This window comes from Actinomadura rugatobispora, assembly GCF_042656285.1.
Lineage (GTDB): Bacteria > Actinomycetota > Actinomycetes > Streptosporangiales > Streptosporangiaceae > Spirillospora > Spirillospora rugatobispora.
Genome location: NZ_JBHSON010000058.1, coordinates 37,680 through 53,652, shown reverse-complemented (window position 1 = coordinate 53,652; position 15,973 = coordinate 37,680). Strand labels below are relative to the sequence as shown.

At 70.0% G+C, this 15,973-nt stretch carries 20 protein-coding genes, 1 tRNA gene and 1 pseudogene; 13 read left to right on the top strand and 9 right to left on the bottom strand.

Annotation, left to right across the window (positions count from 1 at the left end):
• Positions 1 to 22: 22 nt before the first annotated feature.
• A complete protein-coding gene (locus ACFPZN_RS34640) occupies positions 23 to 376 on the top strand; it encodes a DUF6191 domain-containing protein (RefSeq protein ID WP_378286543.1) in 354 nt (117 codons plus the stop codon).
• Here the strand turns inward: ACFPZN_RS34640 and ACFPZN_RS34635 are convergent.
• The gene (locus ACFPZN_RS34635) at positions 312 to 1,052 is read right to left on the bottom strand and encodes an inositol monophosphatase family protein (protein ID WP_378286542.1); all 741 of its coding nucleotides are present in this window, start codon (positions 1,050 to 1,052) and stop codon (positions 312 to 314) included. The genes ACFPZN_RS34640 and ACFPZN_RS34635 overlap by 65 nt on opposite strands.
• A 211-nt stretch (positions 1,053 to 1,263) precedes the next feature.
• On the opposite strand from ACFPZN_RS34635, the gene ACFPZN_RS34630 reads away from it, so the two are divergent.
• On the top strand, positions 1,264 to 1,674 hold the full coding sequence (locus tag ACFPZN_RS34630) for a spore-associated protein A (RefSeq protein WP_378286541.1): 411 nt from the start codon (positions 1,264 to 1,266) through the stop codon (positions 1,672 to 1,674).
• Positions 1,675 to 1,818: 144 nt separating this feature from the next.
• Here the strand turns inward: ACFPZN_RS34630 and ACFPZN_RS34625 are convergent, their stop codons facing one another.
• Entirely contained in the window at positions 1,819 to 2,154 is a 336-nt protein-coding gene (locus ACFPZN_RS34625) for a hypothetical protein (RefSeq protein WP_378286540.1), read from the bottom strand.
• Between the two features lie 292 nt (positions 2,155 to 2,446).
• Between ACFPZN_RS34625 and ACFPZN_RS34620 the strand changes: the two genes are divergently transcribed.
• Both ACFPZN_RS34620 and ACFPZN_RS34615 read left to right on the top strand, forming a co-directional pair.
• Positions 2,447 to 2,899, top strand: coding sequence for a DinB family protein (locus tag ACFPZN_RS34620; protein ID WP_378286539.1), 453 nt, complete (start codon positions 2,447 to 2,449; stop codon positions 2,897 to 2,899).
• 1,146 nt (positions 2,900 to 4,045) lie between these two features.
• Positions 4,046 to 5,425: an alkaline phosphatase PhoX gene (locus ACFPZN_RS34615; RefSeq protein ID WP_378286538.1), complete on the top strand. Its 1,380-nt coding sequence runs from the start codon at positions 4,046 to 4,048 to the stop codon at positions 5,423 to 5,425.
• Between the two features lie 282 nt (positions 5,426 to 5,707).
• Here the strand turns inward: ACFPZN_RS34615 and ACFPZN_RS34610 are convergent, their stop codons facing one another.
• The gene (locus ACFPZN_RS34610; RefSeq protein WP_378286537.1) at positions 5,708 to 5,989 is read right to left on the bottom strand and encodes a hypothetical protein; all 282 of its coding nucleotides are present in this window, start codon (positions 5,987 to 5,989) and stop codon (positions 5,708 to 5,710) included.
• A gap of 41 nt (positions 5,990 to 6,030) precedes the next feature.
• On the opposite strand from ACFPZN_RS34610, the gene ACFPZN_RS34605 reads away from it, so the two are divergent.
• Positions 6,031 to 6,291: a hypothetical protein gene (locus tag ACFPZN_RS34605; RefSeq protein ID WP_378286536.1), complete on the top strand. Its 261-nt coding sequence runs from the start codon at positions 6,031 to 6,033 to the stop codon at positions 6,289 to 6,291.
• A 24-nt stretch (positions 6,292 to 6,315) separates the two neighbouring features.
• Positions 6,316 to 6,687, top strand: a complete 372-nt coding sequence (locus ACFPZN_RS34600) for a hypothetical protein (protein ID WP_378286535.1) — start codon at positions 6,316 to 6,318, stop codon at positions 6,685 to 6,687.
• A gap of 68 nt (positions 6,688 to 6,755) precedes the next feature.
• On the opposite strand, the gene ACFPZN_RS34595 is transcribed toward ACFPZN_RS34600, so the two are convergent.
• Positions 6,756 to 6,848, bottom strand: a tRNA-Ser gene (locus tag ACFPZN_RS34595).
• A gap of 108 nt (positions 6,849 to 6,956) precedes the next feature.
• On the opposite strand from ACFPZN_RS34595, the gene ACFPZN_RS34590 reads away from it, so the two are divergent.
• Positions 6,957 to 7,127, top strand: coding sequence for a hypothetical protein (locus ACFPZN_RS34590; protein ID WP_378286533.1), 171 nt, complete (start codon positions 6,957 to 6,959; stop codon positions 7,125 to 7,127).
• 1 nt (position 7,128) lies between these two features.
• On the opposite strand, the gene ACFPZN_RS34585 is transcribed toward ACFPZN_RS34590, so the two are convergent.
• The gene (locus tag ACFPZN_RS34585; RefSeq protein ID WP_378286532.1) at positions 7,129 to 7,857 is read right to left on the bottom strand and encodes a M15 family metallopeptidase; all 729 of its coding nucleotides are present in this window, start codon (positions 7,855 to 7,857) and stop codon (positions 7,129 to 7,131) included.
• Between the two features lie 164 nt (positions 7,858 to 8,021).
• Here ACFPZN_RS34585 and ACFPZN_RS34580 point away from each other — a divergent pair, with 164 nt between their 5' ends.
• The gene (locus tag ACFPZN_RS34580; RefSeq protein ID WP_378286531.1) at positions 8,022 to 8,429 is read left to right on the top strand and encodes a hypothetical protein; all 408 of its coding nucleotides are present in this window, start codon (positions 8,022 to 8,024) and stop codon (positions 8,427 to 8,429) included.
• Here ACFPZN_RS34580 and ACFPZN_RS34575 read toward each other — a convergent pair.
• Positions 8,426 to 8,887 (bottom strand): MarR family winged helix-turn-helix transcriptional regulator, encoded by a 462-nt coding sequence (locus tag ACFPZN_RS34575; protein ID WP_378286530.1) that lies wholly within the window; start codon positions 8,885 to 8,887, stop codon positions 8,426 to 8,428. The genes ACFPZN_RS34580 and ACFPZN_RS34575 overlap by 4 nt on opposite strands.
• Before the next feature lie 143 nt (positions 8,888 to 9,030).
• Here ACFPZN_RS34575 and ACFPZN_RS34570 point away from each other — a divergent pair, with 143 nt between their 5' ends.
• The 3 genes from ACFPZN_RS34570 (at position 9,031) to ACFPZN_RS34560 (ending at position 12,144) form a co-directional block, all read left to right on the top strand.
• Entirely contained in the window at positions 9,031 to 10,041 is a 1,011-nt protein-coding gene (locus ACFPZN_RS34570) for a pirin family protein (RefSeq protein WP_378286529.1), read from the top strand.
• 313 nt (positions 10,042 to 10,354) lie between these two features.
• Positions 10,355 to 11,542 carry an AAA family ATPase gene (locus tag ACFPZN_RS34565; protein WP_464043904.1) on the top strand — a complete coding sequence of 396 codons (1,188 nt, stop codon included), beginning with the start codon at positions 10,355 to 10,357 and terminating at the stop codon, positions 11,540 to 11,542.
• A 302-nt stretch (positions 11,543 to 11,844) separates the two neighbouring features.
• Positions 11,845 to 12,144, top strand: a complete 300-nt coding sequence (locus ACFPZN_RS34560; protein ID WP_378286527.1) for a hypothetical protein — start codon at positions 11,845 to 11,847, stop codon at positions 12,142 to 12,144.
• Between the two features lie 186 nt (positions 12,145 to 12,330).
• On the opposite strand, the gene ACFPZN_RS34555 is transcribed toward ACFPZN_RS34560, so the two are convergent.
• Positions 12,331 to 12,492 (bottom strand): hypothetical protein, encoded by a 162-nt coding sequence (locus tag ACFPZN_RS34555; RefSeq protein ID WP_378286525.1) that lies wholly within the window; start codon positions 12,490 to 12,492, stop codon positions 12,331 to 12,333.
• A 115-nt stretch (positions 12,493 to 12,607) separates the two neighbouring features.
• Between ACFPZN_RS34555 and ACFPZN_RS34550 the strand changes: the two genes are divergently transcribed.
• The gene (locus ACFPZN_RS34550; RefSeq protein WP_378286523.1) at positions 12,608 to 12,739 is read left to right on the top strand and encodes a hypothetical protein; all 132 of its coding nucleotides are present in this window, start codon (positions 12,608 to 12,610) and stop codon (positions 12,737 to 12,739) included.
• 234 nt (positions 12,740 to 12,973) lie between these two features.
• On the opposite strand, the gene ACFPZN_RS34545 is transcribed toward ACFPZN_RS34550, so the two are convergent.
• Together ACFPZN_RS34545 and ACFPZN_RS34540 are read right to left on the bottom strand one after the other, a co-directional pair.
• Positions 12,974 to 13,873, bottom strand: a complete 900-nt coding sequence (locus ACFPZN_RS34545) for a MauE/DoxX family redox-associated membrane protein (RefSeq protein WP_378286522.1) — start codon at positions 13,871 to 13,873, stop codon at positions 12,974 to 12,976.
• Positions 13,874 to 13,875: 2 nt separating this feature from the next.
• Positions 13,876 to 15,126 (bottom strand): hypothetical protein, encoded by a 1,251-nt coding sequence (locus ACFPZN_RS34540; RefSeq protein WP_378286521.1) that lies wholly within the window; start codon positions 15,124 to 15,126, stop codon positions 13,876 to 13,878.
• A 315-nt stretch (positions 15,127 to 15,441) separates the two neighbouring features.
• On the opposite strand from ACFPZN_RS34540, the pseudogene ACFPZN_RS34535 reads away from it, so the two are divergent.
• Positions 15,442 to 15,924, top strand: a pseudogene (locus ACFPZN_RS34535) (SigE family RNA polymerase sigma factor); the annotation flags it as partial.
• Positions 15,925 to 15,973 lie beyond the last annotated feature (49 nt).

Sequence of the window (15,973 nt, the reverse complement as noted above, 5' to 3'; positions counted from 1 at the left end):
GCCCCCGCACCGTTGAAGCGTCGTGCCCGCCGCCCTGACCGTCATGGTGATCGTGTCGCTGCCCGGCCTGGTCCTCCTGCTCTTCGCCCTCGCGGTCATCGACCGCGTCGGGCACGCGGCCAACAGCAGCAGGCTCCGCCTGCCCTGGCGGAAGGCCGCCGACGGCCGCCCCCTGGCCGCGACCGGCTTCGAGGAACTGCAGTCCCTCTACGCCTCGTCCAAACGCCACGAGGTCGACCAGCGCCAGAGCTCCCTCGTCATGCGGGACGAGGAGGGAGACAACAGGCTCGACCTGGACGCCGGAACCGCCGTCATCCGAACCGTTCGCACGACTCCCGCACCAGCCCGCCGATCTCCTCCGCGAACGCGGGAGTGACCGCGATCGTCGCCGCCGAGTCGACCCTGTGGTCGCTGCCGTCCTGGTCGACCACCCGCGCCCCCGCCTCACGCGCGATGGCGACACCCGCCGAGGTGTCCCACGGCTTGTTCGACAGGATCACGCAGGCATCCAGCTTGCCGTCCGCCACCCAGGCCAGGTCGATCGCCGCCGACCCCAGCATCCTGATCCGCTGCACGCTCGCCGCCAGCCGCTCGGTCAGATCCAGCCGGACCCGGTTCTTGAACTCCGGCTCGTCCCCCACCGAGTAGTCGCCCAGGGAAACGATGACCTCCTTGAGCGTGGTCGTCGCACTCGCCCGGACACGGCGCTCCCCATCGAACGCCCCCGCCCCCTCGGCGGCGTGATACCGGGCCCCCAGGAACGGCAGATCGATGACCCCCACCACGGAACGCCCCCGCTCCAGCAACCCCAGCGAGAACCCGCAGAGCGGAATGCCGCGGGCGAAGTTCGCCGTCCCGTCCACAGGATCGACCGCCCAGACCAGCTCGCTCCGGGCGTCGCCGCTCATCCCCTCCTCCTCCCCGAGAATGGCGATGTCCGGCGTACGCTCCCGCAGGTAGGCGCGCACCTCCCGCTCCACGGCGTAGTCGACCTCGGTGGCCATGTCGCGCTCCCCCTTGGCCGTCACCACCCCGGGCCCGCGCGTACGCATGATCTCCCCCGCGACCTCAGCCGCGCCCAACGCCACACCCAGCAACGCACCCACGTCAGCCATAAGCCCCCACTCCCGTGATCAAACCCCCACGAACCTATCCAACGAGAGCCCCGACGCGACGCAAGCCGAAGGTTGCGCTTCGGGCACGTGCGCGGACGAATACAAGTGTCAGAAGATTCGCCCCTCTCACCTAAGCGGGAAACGTACCGTGCGCAACTTCAAGAAGGGCGCTGCGCTGGCCCTGGCCAGCGCGGCCGCCATCGCCGGCTCCATCTTCACCAGCAGCCCGGCGATGGCGGCCTCATCACCGATCGCGGCGTGCGGCGGCGGCTCATACCACGTGATCGACAAGGAGTACGTGGGCAAGGCCATCATCTACCTGCTGTACAACGGCACCACCAACTGCGTGGTCACCTGGAAGAACAGCCCCGGCACCACCACGTACGTCTCGGCCCAGATCCGGAAGCCCGGCGGTTCTTGGAAGTCCGACGGCGGCAACTACCGGACCTACGCCGGCCCGGTGAAGGTCAATGCCGCAGGGCAATGCATCCAGTGGGGCGGTAGCTATGGCAGCAACCCCAACGAAGGGTGGTACTCCCCCTGGGAGCACTGCGGCTGACCGGCGCCTCGGCCGAGCGGAGCGGCCTCCGGCGTGACGGGCCGGAGGCGCCTGAGCCGCGCGCCCGCGCCGTACCGCCCGCCCCGCCGTCACCGGGCGAGCGGTACGGAAACGCGAAGCGCAGCGCCCGGCAGCTTGGCCGGTTTACCAGGAAAGCGGTTGGGGGGTGGACGGCGTGAGCACGATGCTGCCCTTGGGGTCGCTGAAGCGTTGCCACAGCGCCTGGAGCGCGCCGCCCGCAGGCTCAACGCGTATCCAAACCGCATGCCCTGGCACCGCGTCGAAGTAGGTTTCCCGGCTGCTGAACCAGTCCATCCGAGCCCGCGCCCAGTGCGTCCCAGGGTGAACGTCGAGGCTGAGCTGCTCCCCGACCCTGATATTCCCGCACGGAACGCCGTCGATCAGCAACGTGTAGGCTCGGAACGAATCGCGAAGACCCGCGCCGGGCCGGAAGAAGATGACTCGGGCTGACTGGATCACAATTCGGATCATGGCACGGCGACGGCCTGTCAAGCGCCGGGCGAGGTCGGCCCGGCGAGCGCGAGCGGCGGGCAGACGGCCATCACATGGCGCGAGTACCGCTCAGCCGTGCAGCGGAACCGCTGTTCTTCCCCCACCTCACGCGCTCATCCCGATCACGACGTGCTGCCAAGCCTGTACGGCGGCCATGGCGTTGCAGGTCCACACCGAGTGGTTGTCCAGGCCGTGCCACACTGCCCCAGTGGACGATCAAGGGCGGACCGAACCATCTCTGGTGGCCGAAGAGCACACCATGTTGGCAGGCTTTCTCCAGTACCAGCGCGAGACACTGGCCATGAAATGCGCGGGGCTGACCGCCGAGCAGCTCAAGCAGAGGTCCGTACCGCCGTCGGCCATGTCATTGCTGGGACTGGTCCGGCACATGGCCGAGGTCGAGCGGGTCTGGTTCCGAATCAGGCTGCGCGGCGAGGACATCTCGTACCGGTGGAAGCGGCGACCCGAGGACGACATCGACTTCCAGATCGACAGGGCCGACCCCGACGAGGCGTTCGCTGCCTGGGACGAGGAGTGTGCACGGTCACGTGACATCGTTCGAGCCGCTGCGTCCCTCGACATCACCGGACGTCACCGCGAAAGGGAGGTCTCGCTCCGCTGGGTCCTCGTCCACATGATCGAGGAGTACGCGCGGCACAACGGCCACGCCGACCTGCTCCGCGAGCGCATCGACGGCGCAACCGGAGAGTAAGTCCCCGCGAGGGTGCGAAACGACGCCCAGCAACCACCCGCCCGATCCTCCCGTCTGCCGACGTCCCACCCCAGACAAGAGCGCGCTAACCCCGCGCGGGACCCAGTGCCGGGAGCTCTGCTGCGCCAGCTGGGTCGGGGGCACGCGGGGACCCGGACAGCCCGTGCGGCGCGGCCCGGGCGGGTGGAGACCCATCCCCGCGTGCGCGGGGAGTAGAGGCGGGGGGAGTCGCCCAGCGACCCGGTCCAGGAACCATTCCCCGCGTGCGCGGGGAGCAGAGCACCCTGGCCTCCAGAACGGCCCCTTTCCCCGGGACCATGAGCGGCCGCCGCTCTTTCACCTGAAAGCCATCAACGGGCGCCCGGGGCCCTGTCGCGCTCGCCGCCGGTTCCGTCGGTCACCTGGTCCTGGCGCCCGCCTGCTCGCCACCAGGCACGGATGCGGCTCAACGCGGTCGGGATCAGGCGTCTGCCGGTCTCGCTTCCCCGGTTGGCGGTTGGGCATGACGGCGTGGTCGGAGTCGAGGGCGTTGAGCACCAGTCGGCGCAGCAGGATCGTGGTCCATCTTCCCCTCCAGGATTCCCTCCACCACACCCACAGAAAACGACTTCACCACCAGCCGACAAAGCTCATCGCAGACCACCTCGTACAGGAGTATCCGGAAGGAAATCAAGCCATCGCCAAAGGCACACCCCAAAGCGCGAAATCCTTGTTTCATCCGATTGATGAGAACCGTGCCACGCCTCGCCTGCCCCAGCAGCTCTGGTCGTTCAGCACAGCCGCAGCCGCTTTGCCGAAGGTCCCGGTTCCCGTGGGCGTACGGAGTTCGAAATGTGGGGTTGTCCTCGTAGAACGCCTCGACGGCGAACGTGGCCGCGGCGCTCCGACGAGCCCCTCCGGACGGCGGGCACCACGACCACAGCACGAGCACGGCCGATCACCGGCAGTTCGCGCGGTGGCCTGGCCGGCCCCGCGGAAATCGACCTGAACCGGGGACCATTCGGCGATGGTCCATGAGAATGCTCCCCGATCCGCCACTTTGACCGATCAAATCACAACTATTCATCCAGGATTTTTGGACCGTTTCAAAGGAGCGCTATTGGCGGCCGATAGCTTGCCTCCGTCAAATGACATCAGGAGGAATCAATGACAGACCGTGCAGACGGCTTCGCACGTCGCAAGTTCCTTAAAGGCGGGCTCACCACAGCCGCCGCCGTGGCCGCGATCGCTCCCTTGGAGGCCCTCGGCGCCCGTACCGCCGGCGCGGCACCGATGGGCAAGCAGCCGTCCAGTCCGGATTACGGACCGCTCTACCCGGTCAAGGACCACACCACAGGTCTCGAACTCCTCGCCCTGCCGAAGGGATTCGAGTACCTGACCTACGGGTGGACGGGCGACGTCATGTCCGACGGAACTCCCACGCCGAGTTCACACGACGGCATGGCCGCGTTCCACCGCCCGGACGGCAAGATCGCTCTGGTTCGGAACCACGAGCGCAGCGGTTTCACCGGGGCGTTCACCACACCGGCCTACAACCCGGCGGCCCGTGGCGGCACCACCAATCTCGTGTTCGATCCGAAGGCGGGGAAGTTCCTCGAATCTTGGGGCAGCCTGTCCGGCACGATCCGGAACTGCGCCGGTGGGCCGACGCCGTGGGGTACCTGGCTGACCTGTGAGGAGACCACCGAGGTCGGCCCCGACGGCACTCGGCACGGGTACGTCTTCGAGGTTCCCTTTGACGGCAAGGGCGACCCGCGGCCGTTGAAGGCGATGGGACGGTTCAGCCACGAGGCCGTCGCGGTGGACCCGCGTACGGGCATCGTGTACCTGACCGAGGACGCCACTCCGTCCGGCTTCTACCGGTTCCTGCCCAGCAAGCCGGGCGAGCTGGCCGCCGGCGGCGAGCTGCAGATGATGGTCATCGAGACGCCCGACGGCTCCTCGTACTCGACCTACGCCGATGCCACGGGAGTCGAGTACCGGACATCGTGGGTCACGATTCCCAACCCCGACTATGCGCCGGGCGAGAAGCGTCCGGCGGAGCAGGGGGCCGCGCTCGGTGCCGCGGTGGTCCGGCGGGGCGAGGGTGCGTGGTACGGCAACGAACGGATCTACCTGGTGTCGACGAGCGGCGGCCCCAAGGGGCAGGGCCAGGTCTTCGAGTACGACCCCAAGGCGGAGCGGATGCGGGTGCTGTTCGCCTCTCCGGACGCGTCCGTGCTCAACAACCCGGACAACATCTGCGTGAGCCCGCGGGGCGGCATCGTCCTCTGCGAGGACGGGAGTGACAGCGAGTACCTGCACGGCCTGACCACCGACGGGGAGATCTTCCCGTTCTCGGAGAACAAGGTCGTGATCCCGGCCGGTGGCGTTCCCGGCAAGTCGGTCGCACCCGGCGACTACACCGGATCGGAGTGGTGCGGGTCGGCCTTCGAGCCGAAGAACGGCAACTGGCTGTTCGCCAACGCGCAGAGCCCCGGCATCACTTTCGCCATCACCGGCCCCTGGCGGCGCGGTTCCCTGTAGCGAAACCCTGGCCTGAAGTACACGTACCACCACGAAGCAAGCGGGCCGGTCCTTTGAAGGCCGGCCCGCCCGTGTCTCGTCATCCGGAACCAGCACCGGACAAGGAGCGGCCGCGACTTGATCGCCTGATGCGCCGCCGAGAACCGCAAGATCGTCACGCCCACGAGCCCGGACGAGGGATCGGCCCGCGGCGTCCGCCGAAGAGAAGGGACCGCCTGCTCCCCGGCGAAGACGCGCAGGTGATCGGGCCCTGGGACGCAGACAGGCGCTGAGCGCCCAGAGTCAGAGCCCCCCGCCGGAACCCTTATCGGCCTCGCGTCGAACTTCGGCACGGATGCGTGCGGCCTCTTCTCGCGCCTGGGCGGCTTCGCCGACTGCCTTGGTGCGGTCCTCTTCGAAGAGGAGAAGCCGGGAGAGGGTCTCCAGGACGCCTGCTATGTCCTCGCGCCAGTTCGCGAAGCCGAGGGGGTCGCTCGCCCTCTCGGGACGCTGGGCGCGTACCCGGCGCAGCTCTCGCAGTGCGGCTTTGAGTTCCGCCGGCAAACCGGACGATTGAGCGAACACGTGATGAGCGTAAAGCGGCAGCCCACTGCGAGGCTGGGGACATGCACAGCGACAGCCCCATCGGCACGCCCATCCCCGCCTTGGACGGTCACGCAGTGGACGATCAAGAGACGTGCGACGACTCCACGGTCGTGAGTGTGGAGACGGACGACGAGCGTGACATGGTCCAGATCGATGCATGGGATGACGGCCTCGGCCTCGATGTGTCCCTGCTGCTGACGCTGCCGCACGCACGGACCTTCCTCGATCACCTCAGCCGGGCGATCCAGATCATCGAGGAACGGCAAGCGGCCACGCGATGACCACCACGAGGTCCCCTTCCGCGCGTGAACGTCGAGATGGTGCGACAGACAGCGGCGCCACGGGCCCGCCTGATGGTCGGGCATTGGCGCGCCCCCGTGGCTGAGGAGTTCCTCTTGACGCTTGCCGAGTTGGTGGATCAGCTGGCCAGGGTGGCCGACGGCTTGACCGTGTACGCAGAGGAGCCCTGGACAGCAGGCTCGCGGGTGGTGGCGGCGAAACATGGGGACGGTCTCTCGCCGGTGGACCTGCCCTACCTCCTGGAAGTCGTCCTGATCCGCGAGGTGCTGGATGTTTGGAGTAGCTGGCGAGCAGGTGCGCGGCCGACCACAGAGGAGGCGTGCGCGGCGATCATCCACTATGCGCAGTACGACGCCTACTTGCCACCCGCCACGTGACCGCTGCGACGACGGGTGACCGGCGGCTTTCGGTGCGCGGTCGGGGGCCGGCGATCACGGGTGCTGGTTGGCGGAGGCTGTGGGATTCGAACCCACGGGACCGGGGATACCGGCCCAGCGGTTTTCAAGACCGCCGCACTCGTCCACTATGCGAAGCCTCCCGTGGAGCAGGCACCACGATAGCGGGTCGGGGCGGGGGCGTTCACCGGGCTTTCGGGGTGTGGTGGAGGGCCTGAGCTTGGGGGAAGACTTCCGTTACGCTCGTCGGCATGTCTGAAAAGCCCCAAGATCCGGCCGGGACGACCCACCAGTTCCAGAACTTCGCCGCGCAGCGGCCGGCCGAGAAGTCCAAGCAGGTCAACACCGGGCTCATCGTGGGCGCGGTGCTCGTGGTGGCCCTCGTCGTGGTCGTGGCGATCGCGGTCGCGATGATGATGTGAGTCAGCGGCCGGTGCTGGAGAAGTGCTGGTAGTCCCAGGGGCCGCCCCAGTCGCCGCCCCAGCCCCAGCCGATCGAGGCGAACGCCCTGACGACGCGGTCGCCGGCGTGGATGACGCCGGGGTCGCGGCGCTCGCGGTTCTTGAACTTGACGCAGTTCTTGTGGGCGACGGTGCCGTCGGCCGAGACGTACGGGTTCTCGCACGGGTTGATGTCGATGGCCAGCCCGAGGGCGTGCTGTGACCAGTTGCTCGACCCGGTGGCCCGGCGGCAGTTGAACGCCGAGGTGTTGTTGGCCTCGATCGAGTCGAAGTCGCTGCCCTTGTAGGCGTCCACGGGCTCCATGCGGGCGATCGGGTAGCGCATGTCGTACAGCTTGCGGAACACCTTGACCAGGTCGTTCGCGGCGTCGGCGTTGACGACCAGGCGACCGCCGGTGTGCGGCTTCTTGTCCATCCCCCAGTAGGTCATCTCGATCATCCGGAGCCCGGACGGGCCGACCGGGCAGCCCTGCCGCCAGGAGTGTTCGAGGTCCCCGGCGGTGACCTTCTTGATCTGGGACTGGAAGGCCGTGGGACTCGGGGAGGGCGCGGCCTGCGGCGGGGTGGCGGGCGCGGTCGGCGGTGCGGCCGGGGCGCCGGCCGGCTCCTCGGAGCCGCGGCCACATCCGGTCGCCGTGACGGCGAGTGCCGTCACCAGTGCTGTTGCGTACACGAGGCGGCTACCAGGCATAACAGCAGGATGACACGTCGCGGTGCCTTCGCGTGGGACCGGGGATTCGCTACGGTGCGTCTGAGGGCGTGCCCGTCGTGACAGGGGACGGGGGCGAGCACGCCGTGGCAGATACGTTCACCCCCCAGCCGGGGCCGACCCGGCGTCCCCGGCCGGGAGCCGGCATGGGCGAGCACGACGAGAAGGACCCGGACGGCGCCAGCCTGGAGGACGAGATCTTCGCGGTGGCCTCGTCCGTGGAGGTGGAGGACGCCTCGCGCGCCGAGCCGCTGATCCGGCTGCGGCGGAGTCCGGTGGCGGTGCCGCCGCGGCGGGAGATCGGGCTGGCGGCGGCGGGGTTCCTGACGTTCGCGTTCGTGGACGCGGTCATGATGTGGGGGCCGCTGATGATGAGCCGCCGGCCGAGCCTGATGCCGCAGATGGTGACGCTGCTGGTGCTGGCGTTCGGGCTCGGCGGGCTGCTGGCGTGGAAGGTGCGGGGGCCGTGGCGGCCGTACGGGTTCGGGATGATGCTGGGCTGGGTGTTCCTGACCCTGGTGTCGGTGGGTTTCCTGACGGGCCTTCCCCTCTAGCGGTTGTCGCCGATGCGCTTGTTGACGGCGGTGAAGGCGCGGCCGATGGCGGCCAGGTCCTCCGGTTCGATCACGTCGATGAAGAAGTCGCGGACGGTCTCGACGTGGTCGCGGGCGGCGCGTTCCAGTGCGGCGAAGCCCTCGTCGGTGAGGTGGGCGAACACGCCGCGCTTGTCGTTGGGGCAGTTGTCCCGCTTGACCAGGCCCTTGGCCTCCAGGCGGGAGCAGGTGTGGGACAGGCGGCTGCGGGACTGGCTGGCGTGCGCGGCCAGTTCGGCCATTCGCAGACGGCGGTCGGGCGCCTCCGAGAGCCGGACCAGGATCTCGTATTCTGAGACCGAGAGGCCGTGCTTGGTCTTCAGGTCGCGGTCCATGATCTCGTTGAGCCTGACGCTGCCGTCCACGTAGGCCCGCCAGTCGTGCTGTTGGGCGGCATCGAGCCAGCGTGGTTCGCTCATGCCGCCAGTATACGGTCATGTTGAAGTTTCAACTAATACTGGAATAGTTTATCTTTCAACCAGGTTGTACCGCGCACAGCGCTCCCCGGGAAGGCGGACGATCCGGCGACCGGGGGCGGCCCGAGAGTGTAGAGGAGAGTCCCATGCCCGCCGTCATGGCCGACCCGCTCACGCTGCCCCGTCTGCCCCGTCTCCCCGAGGACGGTACGGACTGGCGCCGCGTCGCCAAGGTCATCACCGCCCAGCGACACCTCGAAGGGGAGGGCTTCCAAGTGCGGCGCCCGTTCCCAGGGGTGGATCTCGCGCTGGCCGACCCGTTCCTCCTGCTCGACCACATGGGCGCCGTGGAGTACGCCCCGGGCGAGGCCAAGGGGACCCCGTGGCATCCGCACCGGGGGTTCGAGACCGTCACCTACATCATCGACGGCGCGTTCCAGCACCAGGACACGACGGGCGGGGGCGGCCTCATCTCCGACGGCGGCACCCAGTGGATGACCGCCGCGTCCGGGATCCAGCACATCGAGCAGCCGCCGCCCGAGCTGGTCGCCAAGGGCGGGCTGTTCCACGGCGTGCAGCTGTGGGTGAACCTGCCCCGCGCCCAGAAGTGGGTCAAGCCGCGCTACCAGGACATCGAGGCGCGCGACGTGAAGCTGCTCGCCGCCGACGACGGGTCCTCGCTCGTACGGGTGATCGCCGGATCGCTCGCCGGGCACGACGGGCCCGGCGACACGTACACGCCGATCAACTACCTGCACGCGACCGTCGCGCCCGGCGCGCGGCTCACCCTGCCGTGGCCGCGCGAGTTCAACGCCCTCGTGTACGTGCTGTCCGGCCGCGGCACCGCCGGGGTCGAGGAGGTCGCGGTGGACGAGGGCCAGATGGCCGTCTTCGCCGGGTCCCACCACAAGGGCGACGGCGACGGGATCGTGCTGCGGGCCGCCGGCGCCCAGCCGGCCTCGAGCCCGAACGGCTGGGAGATCCTCGTGCTGGGCGGGCTGCCGATCCGGGAGCCGGTCGCGCGGTACGGGCCGTTCGTGATGAACACGCGCGAGGAGATCGTCCAGGCGTTCGAGGACTTCCAGGCCGGACGCATGGGAACGATCCCGGCCGAGCACGTCCCGCACCTGTCCAGCGCGGACGAGAACCTGTCCTGACCTGCGATTCCGAGCGGCGAACGGCCGCGGGCCCGAGAGAAAGGGCGCGCGGCCGTTCGCCGTGTTCCGGATGACGGACGGGACGGCATGCGCTACTGTGTTCGAACGAGTCGAACAGAGGTTCGACCAGCTCGTTCGCACGCAAGCGCGCCCGGGGAGGTGGCACATGGCTGCGACGGTGGCACCGATCGGCCTGGACGCGGCGCCGCGCTGCGCCGGGCGCCGGGAATCCCGCGCGACACGCCGTACGAGTTTCTACGCAAATCTACGGCCTCAGCTATATCGCCTCATAGAGTCCGAGAGCGTGGACCCCGTGCGCAATCCCTACGCTCCCGGCGCCGGGCAGCGCCCTCCGGAGCTGGCCGGCCGCGACCGCGAGCTCCGGCAGTTCGAGGTGGTCCTCGAACGCGTCGCGCGCGGCCGTCCCGAGCGCAGCATGGTCATCACGGGGCTGCGCGGCGTCGGCAAGACCGTGCTGCTGAACGCGTTCCGTTCGATGGCCATCCAGAAGCTGTGGGGCACCGGCAAGATCGAGGCGCGGCCCGACCAGTCGATCCGGCGGCCGGTGGCCTCCGCCCTGCACATGGCGGTGCGGGAGCTGGCGCCGCGGCACCGCGCCCCCGACCGGATCGAGGAGTTCCTCGGCGTGCTCAAGGCGTTCGCCCAGGCGGGCGAGGAGCCGGGCACCGGGCGCGGCAAGGCCCGCGCGCACCGCTGGCAGCCGGGGATCGACGTGCCCGCCGCGCGCGGCCGGGCCGACTCCGGCGATCTGGAGATCGACCTCACCGAGCTGTTCGTGGACGCCGCCTCGGTCGCCACCGACGTCGGCGCCGGCATCGCGCTGTTCGTGGACGAGATGCAGGACATCCCGGCCGACGATGTCTCCGCGCTGTGCGCCGCCTGCCACGAGCTGTCCCAGGTCGGCGGCCCGCTGATCGTGGTCGGCGCGGGGCTGCCCCACCTGCCCGCGGTGCTGTCGGCGAGCAAGTCCTACTCCGAGCGGCTGTTCCGGTACGCCCGCATCGACCGGCTCGACCGCGAGTCGGCCGACTTCGCGCTGATGGCCCCCGCCGAGCGCGAGCACGTGACCTTCACCCCCGAGGCCCTCGACGCGCTGTACGGCGCGGCCGACGGCTACCCCTACTTCGTCCAGGCGTACGCCAAGGTCGTCTGGGACGTGGCCCCCGACACCCCGATCACGGCCGACGACATCAAGGTCGCGGCGCCGGAGGCGGAGAGCGAGCTGGCGGTCGGCTTCTTCGGCAGCCGCTACGACCGCGCCACCCCGGCCGAGCGCGACTACATGCGGGCGATGGCGATGCTGGGCGACGACCCCGTCCTCACCTCCGCCGTCGCCGAAGAACTCGGCCGCAAGCCCTCCAGCCTGTCACCCGCACGCGACGGCCTCATCAAGAAAGGCCTGATCTACAGCGCCGAGCGCGGTCTTGTCGCGTTCACCGTCCCGCACTTCGGCAAGTTCCTGCGCTCCCAGCCCGCCTGAACCCGGCAAGCACTCTCGACCGTCCTCTACCCCTGTCTAGGGGACGGCGTAGAGACCCCTAGAAAACCGCATCGACCGGCGACGTCAGCACTCTCTACGGCTTTCTAGCCCTGACGCTAGATAGCCGCATAGTCGCCGAGCCTTCGCATCTCGCGCTCTCTAAGCCGCTCTAGGCGGATCGCTAGAGGGGGCTAGAGAGTCGTATCGAAGCCGAGGAACAAAAGTCGGTTACTCACCGCATTCGGGGTATAACGCGGGGTGTTTGCGTCATTGAGGGCGCACTGTCCAAGTCAGGGGGAGACATGAACAATCGCGAAGGTCGCCGGAGCAAGCCCCGCAACGAGGGCCAGCAGTCGTCCGCGCAGCGGAACCGCGACGAGATGGCCGCGTCGCGGCGGGGCTCCGGCGCCGCCCGCCACCCCTCCGCCCAGGAGGCGCGTCAGAAGATGCCCGCCGGCGCCCAGAACGAGCATTCGGCGGACCGCGACGACCAGAGCATGGCGGCCCAGGAGGACCAAGGCATGTTCTCGTCCCGCCGCGCCGACGAGCGCGGCCGCGAGCAGGACGAGCGCATGATGCGGCCGGAAGAGGGCAACTGGTAATACCCAAAGACGCCCACCGGTGAGACCATCATCATCGGTGGCCCCTTCACCAGTGGTTCGAGGCCGCGTCCGTACCCATCCAGCGGACGCGGCCTCGCCTGTTTCCGGGACCCCTCTCAGGTGCTCCGTACCACGATGGCGCGGCTCCCACCAGCAGGAAGACCATGGACCGGAAGCCGCCTCTCGTCACGGCCGCACTGGTGCCCGCCGTCCCGTCCTGACACTGCTCACGTCCTGCGGCGGCGACGAGGGCACCGGCACCGCCGCCTCCCCGTCGTCCGCCTCGCCCTCCGCCAAGCCGCTCTCCCCGTCCACGGCGGCGGACGGCAGGAAGCTGTCGGCCTGCAAGGACGGCGACTGTGAGGTCTATGGTCAAGGCGGGTGACGTGCTGCGCTTCGGCCCCAAGGTCAAGGCCGAGCCCCGGATCCAGGCCCTCACCGTCCTCGCCGTCGGCGCCGAGGGGTGACCTTCGCCCTCGACTCGGGCATGACCACCACCGCCAACGGCGGCATCGAGATCAACAACGCCCTCAGCATCGACACCAGTCCCCCGGAGGGCAACCGCATCGCCGTCCGAATCACCCGCCTCCGCTAACCCGCACCCCCCGGCCACGAGCCCCGCCTGCACGAAAGGCACGCGGGTCCCACGATCACCCTCGCCCTGGGCCAACGCGCTGATCGGTGGACGGCGCCAAGCCGCACGCCCGGTGTCCTCGGGTTCCGGTGACCTTGGAGAACAGGGGGTTGTCGGTTGCGTCGAGGCTTCTGGGGTGAGGGTTTTCTAAGAGGTTCTAGCAATGACCCAAGAGACGGCTAGAGAGGCGAAGAGTCAGCTGGAGGCGGTGCACACCTCTGCGGGGCCCACCTCCGCTCGGACGGGTTCGTGGTCGAGCGTCGAATCGGGTTCGGGTTCGGCGGGGGGCGGGACGGGCGCGGCGCGTACGGTGCGGCGGCGTTCGGCGGTGGAGACGGCGAAGACGATCTCGGTGTCGTGGCCGTCCACGCGTGCCGGGAAGACCACGAACCGCCAGCAGCCCTCCCGCCACACGTCCACCGGGACGGCGCTGGTGACCGAGTTCTCCGCCTCCGTCCAGGCGGCGCTCCCGTACAGCGTCGCGTACGTCTCGGCCAGCGGGCTGCGGCGCCGCTCGCACGGCGTCGCGGGACGGCGCCGCCGCAGCCGGACGCGACGCCGGGCGATCGCCGCCAGTTCGGGCGAGAGCGCGGCGAACAGTGCCAGCTCGACCGCGAACACCAGCGCCACCTGCGCCGGGACCTCGCGCAGCACCTGGACGCCCGCGAGCGGCGCCCCGAGCGACAGGACGGCGGCCGCGGTCAGCAGCATCGCGCGCAGCACGCCGCGGCGGCGGACGCGTTCGGTGCTCAGCCCGCCGAAGCAGCCGCAGCCCGCGTCCGGCCGGTGCACCCGCAGTTCCCCCACCGCCCAGGTGGCGGCGGCGAACGCCACGGTCGTGGCCACCCGCACCGACATGTGGGAGGTGACGAGCAGGGCGAGGGCGAGCGTGCCCTCGGTCAGCCCGAGACCGACGTTGATCACGCGGCTCTGCCCCAGCCCGGTCGCCCGGCGCAGCCGTTCCGGGAGCGGCACGCCGTGCACGTGCTCGGCGGCGGCGGACGCCGGCGGAAGGATGATCAACTTGGCCAGGCAGGCGGCCAGCAGGACGGTGGCCAGCAGCAGGACCTGGGTGTTCTGGATGTCGTCCAGCATCGTCAGACTCCCGCCGCCGCTCCGGGCGCGCCGTGCCGCAGGACGGTGTTGAAGCAGCCCGCGTCCAGGTCGCCGCCGAGGCCGACGAACGCCGCGGGGGTGAGTTCGACCAGGCGCCCGCGCGGGGAGGTGCCGCATTCGACGCACCGGTCGCAGTAGCCCGCCGCGACGCAGCCGCACTCGATCACCGGCAGCGTCGCGGTCAGGTCCGCGCACTCGTTCCGGACGACCAGTTCACTGCCAAGGGAGAGGTAGGGCAGCGCCGCGCACCCGGGCGGCGGGGCGTCGGGGCAACCGCCGCCCTGTCCTTCGGGGTCGAGCGCCGGGTAGGCGGCCCCGGCCGCGCCCCCGCTGAGACGGAAATCCGGACCCGCCGCCCGCGCGTCGGGCCGCGCCTCCGGGACACCGGCCTCGGGGCGGCGGCGCGTGGGACGGGCCGGGCCGCGCCTGCGGGTGGACGAGGCGTGCCGGGGCCCGCATCGTCCCCGTCCTGACTCCGCGCGGGTCGGGACGACGGCGCCGTCGATGTGCGGAAGCGCCTCGGCGCCCGGGCTCGTCCGGCCGAGCGGTGCACCGTCGCCGTCCGGACGGGCCGTGTCCGGCTCCGCCCGCGGCGCGGGGACCTCGTAGGTGGCGCCGCCGAACCAGGTCGCCGTCCCCTGGAGCACCTGGGGCACCGACACGTCCGGCTCGGGCGCGGCGAGGTCGGCCGCGCGGTGGCCCGGCTGGGACGTCCCGGGCCGGACCGCCTGCGGCCCCGCCGGGGAGCGCACGCAGATGACGTCGATCAGGAAGCCCGGTTCGAGCCTGGGGTGCCGGACGAGGACCCGGCCCAGGGCGTGCGGGGGGATCACCACATGGGTGCGCCCGCGATGCGGACCCATGTCCACCTCCACGGCGTCCCTGCCGCGCGCCAGGATCGTGCCGGTCACCCGGCCGATGTCCACCCAGATCCGGTCGGCGCCGAGACCGTCCGGGGTGGAGCGGACGATCACCTCCCGTCCCGGCAGCAGCGCGGCGAGGCCCCCGCGCCCGCCATGCCAGACCGAGGTGGCGGAGGTCATGGGCAGCCGCACCTCGCCGCCGGACCCGCGCAGCACCAGCAGGTGCGGGCTCGCGTCGAGGACGGTCCCTGCCAGGACGCGCGGGGGACGGCGCGGACCCGGGGCGGTACCGGGCGGCTCGGACCCTCCCAGGACGAGCTCCCGGTATCTGCGGCGCTCTCCGCCACGGCATCGGGGTGGAAGCGGCATGGCGACACTCCGGCGTCGATCTTGACTTCGGCGATCTTCAAACTCGTGTCCAGGGCTGTTAGGACAGCGTGTCAAGACTCACCCGCGGGGGCCGGACTGTCGACGGATTTGTCGCGATAAGTCATGCAGGGGTTGAGGTTCTTTTTACCCCGGTTGATTATTATCCCCTGGTTGACCCTAATATGTCTTTTCAGATGACCCGGAATTACGATCTTCGTGCCATCGTCGAGGGGTCGGGATCACGCTCCGATGCCTCACGATCAGCTCGTCGGTACGGGTCGACCGCAGGCTCCCAACCCCTGGCTCGGTGGTGACGTGAACAGCACGCGGCACGAGGAGTTCCGCGACTACGTCGCGGCCCGCGGGCCCGCGCTGCTGCGCGCCGCGCTGCAGCTCACCAGTGATCGCGCCGAGGCCGAGGACCTCCTGCAGGCCGCCCTCGCCAAGACCTACCTGGCCTGGGACCGCATCCAGGACCGCGCCTCGGTCGACGGTTACGTGCGCCGCGCCATGGTCAACACCCAGATCTCCTGGTGGCGCCGGCGCAAGCTGGACATCTACCCCACCGACGAACTGCCCGACCAGCCGGTAGATGATCATACCCGGCGGAGCGAATTGCACGACGCCCTCGGCCGCGCCCTGGATCGCCTGCCCGAGCGGCAGCGCATGGCGGTCATGCTCCGCTACTACGAGGACATGGCCGAGGCCGAAATCGCCGAGGTTCTCGGAGTCAGCATCGGCACCGTCAAGAGCACCGTTTCCCGCGCTATGGCCAAGCTCCGGGACGACGCCGGCCTCGAGGCCGACTTCCCCAAGATCCCGTCCCCGGAACCCGGCGTCCCACCCC

Coding starts and splice junctions, on each gene's coding strand:
- ACFPZN_RS34560 (WP_378286527.1), top strand. CDS start 11,845: ATGAACAATCGCGAAGGTCGCCGGAGCAAGCCCCGCAACGAGGGCCAG.
- ACFPZN_RS34570 (WP_378286529.1), top strand. CDS start 9,031: ATGCCCGCCGTCATGGCCGACCCGCTCACGCTGCCCCGTCTGCCCCGT.
- ACFPZN_RS34540 (WP_378286521.1), bottom strand. CDS start 15,126: ATGCCGCTTCCACCCCGATGCCGTGGCGGAGAGCGCCGCAGATACCGG.
- ACFPZN_RS34635 (WP_378286542.1), bottom strand. CDS start 1,052: ATGCGTACGCGCGGGCCCGGGGTGGTGACGGCCAAGGGGGAGCGCGAC.
- ACFPZN_RS34585 (WP_378286532.1), bottom strand. CDS start 7,857: ATGCCTGGTAGCCGCCTCGTGTACGCAACAGCACTGGTGACGGCACTC.
- ACFPZN_RS34580 (WP_378286531.1), top strand. CDS start 8,022: ATGGGCGAGCACGACGAGAAGGACCCGGACGGCGCCAGCCTGGAGGAC.
- ACFPZN_RS34590 (WP_378286533.1), top strand. CDS start 6,957: ATGTCTGAAAAGCCCCAAGATCCGGCCGGGACGACCCACCAGTTCCAG.
- ACFPZN_RS34620 (WP_378286539.1), top strand. CDS start 2,447: ATGTTGGCAGGCTTTCTCCAGTACCAGCGCGAGACACTGGCCATGAAA.
- ACFPZN_RS34615 (WP_378286538.1), top strand. CDS start 4,046: ATGACAGACCGTGCAGACGGCTTCGCACGTCGCAAGTTCCTTAAAGGC.
- ACFPZN_RS34605 (WP_378286536.1), top strand. CDS start 6,031: ATGCACAGCGACAGCCCCATCGGCACGCCCATCCCCGCCTTGGACGGT.
- ACFPZN_RS34545 (WP_378286522.1), bottom strand. CDS start 13,873: ATGCTGGACGACATCCAGAACACCCAGGTCCTGCTGCTGGCCACCGTC.
- ACFPZN_RS34575 (WP_378286530.1), bottom strand. CDS start 8,887: ATGAGCGAACCACGCTGGCTCGATGCCGCCCAACAGCACGACTGGCGG.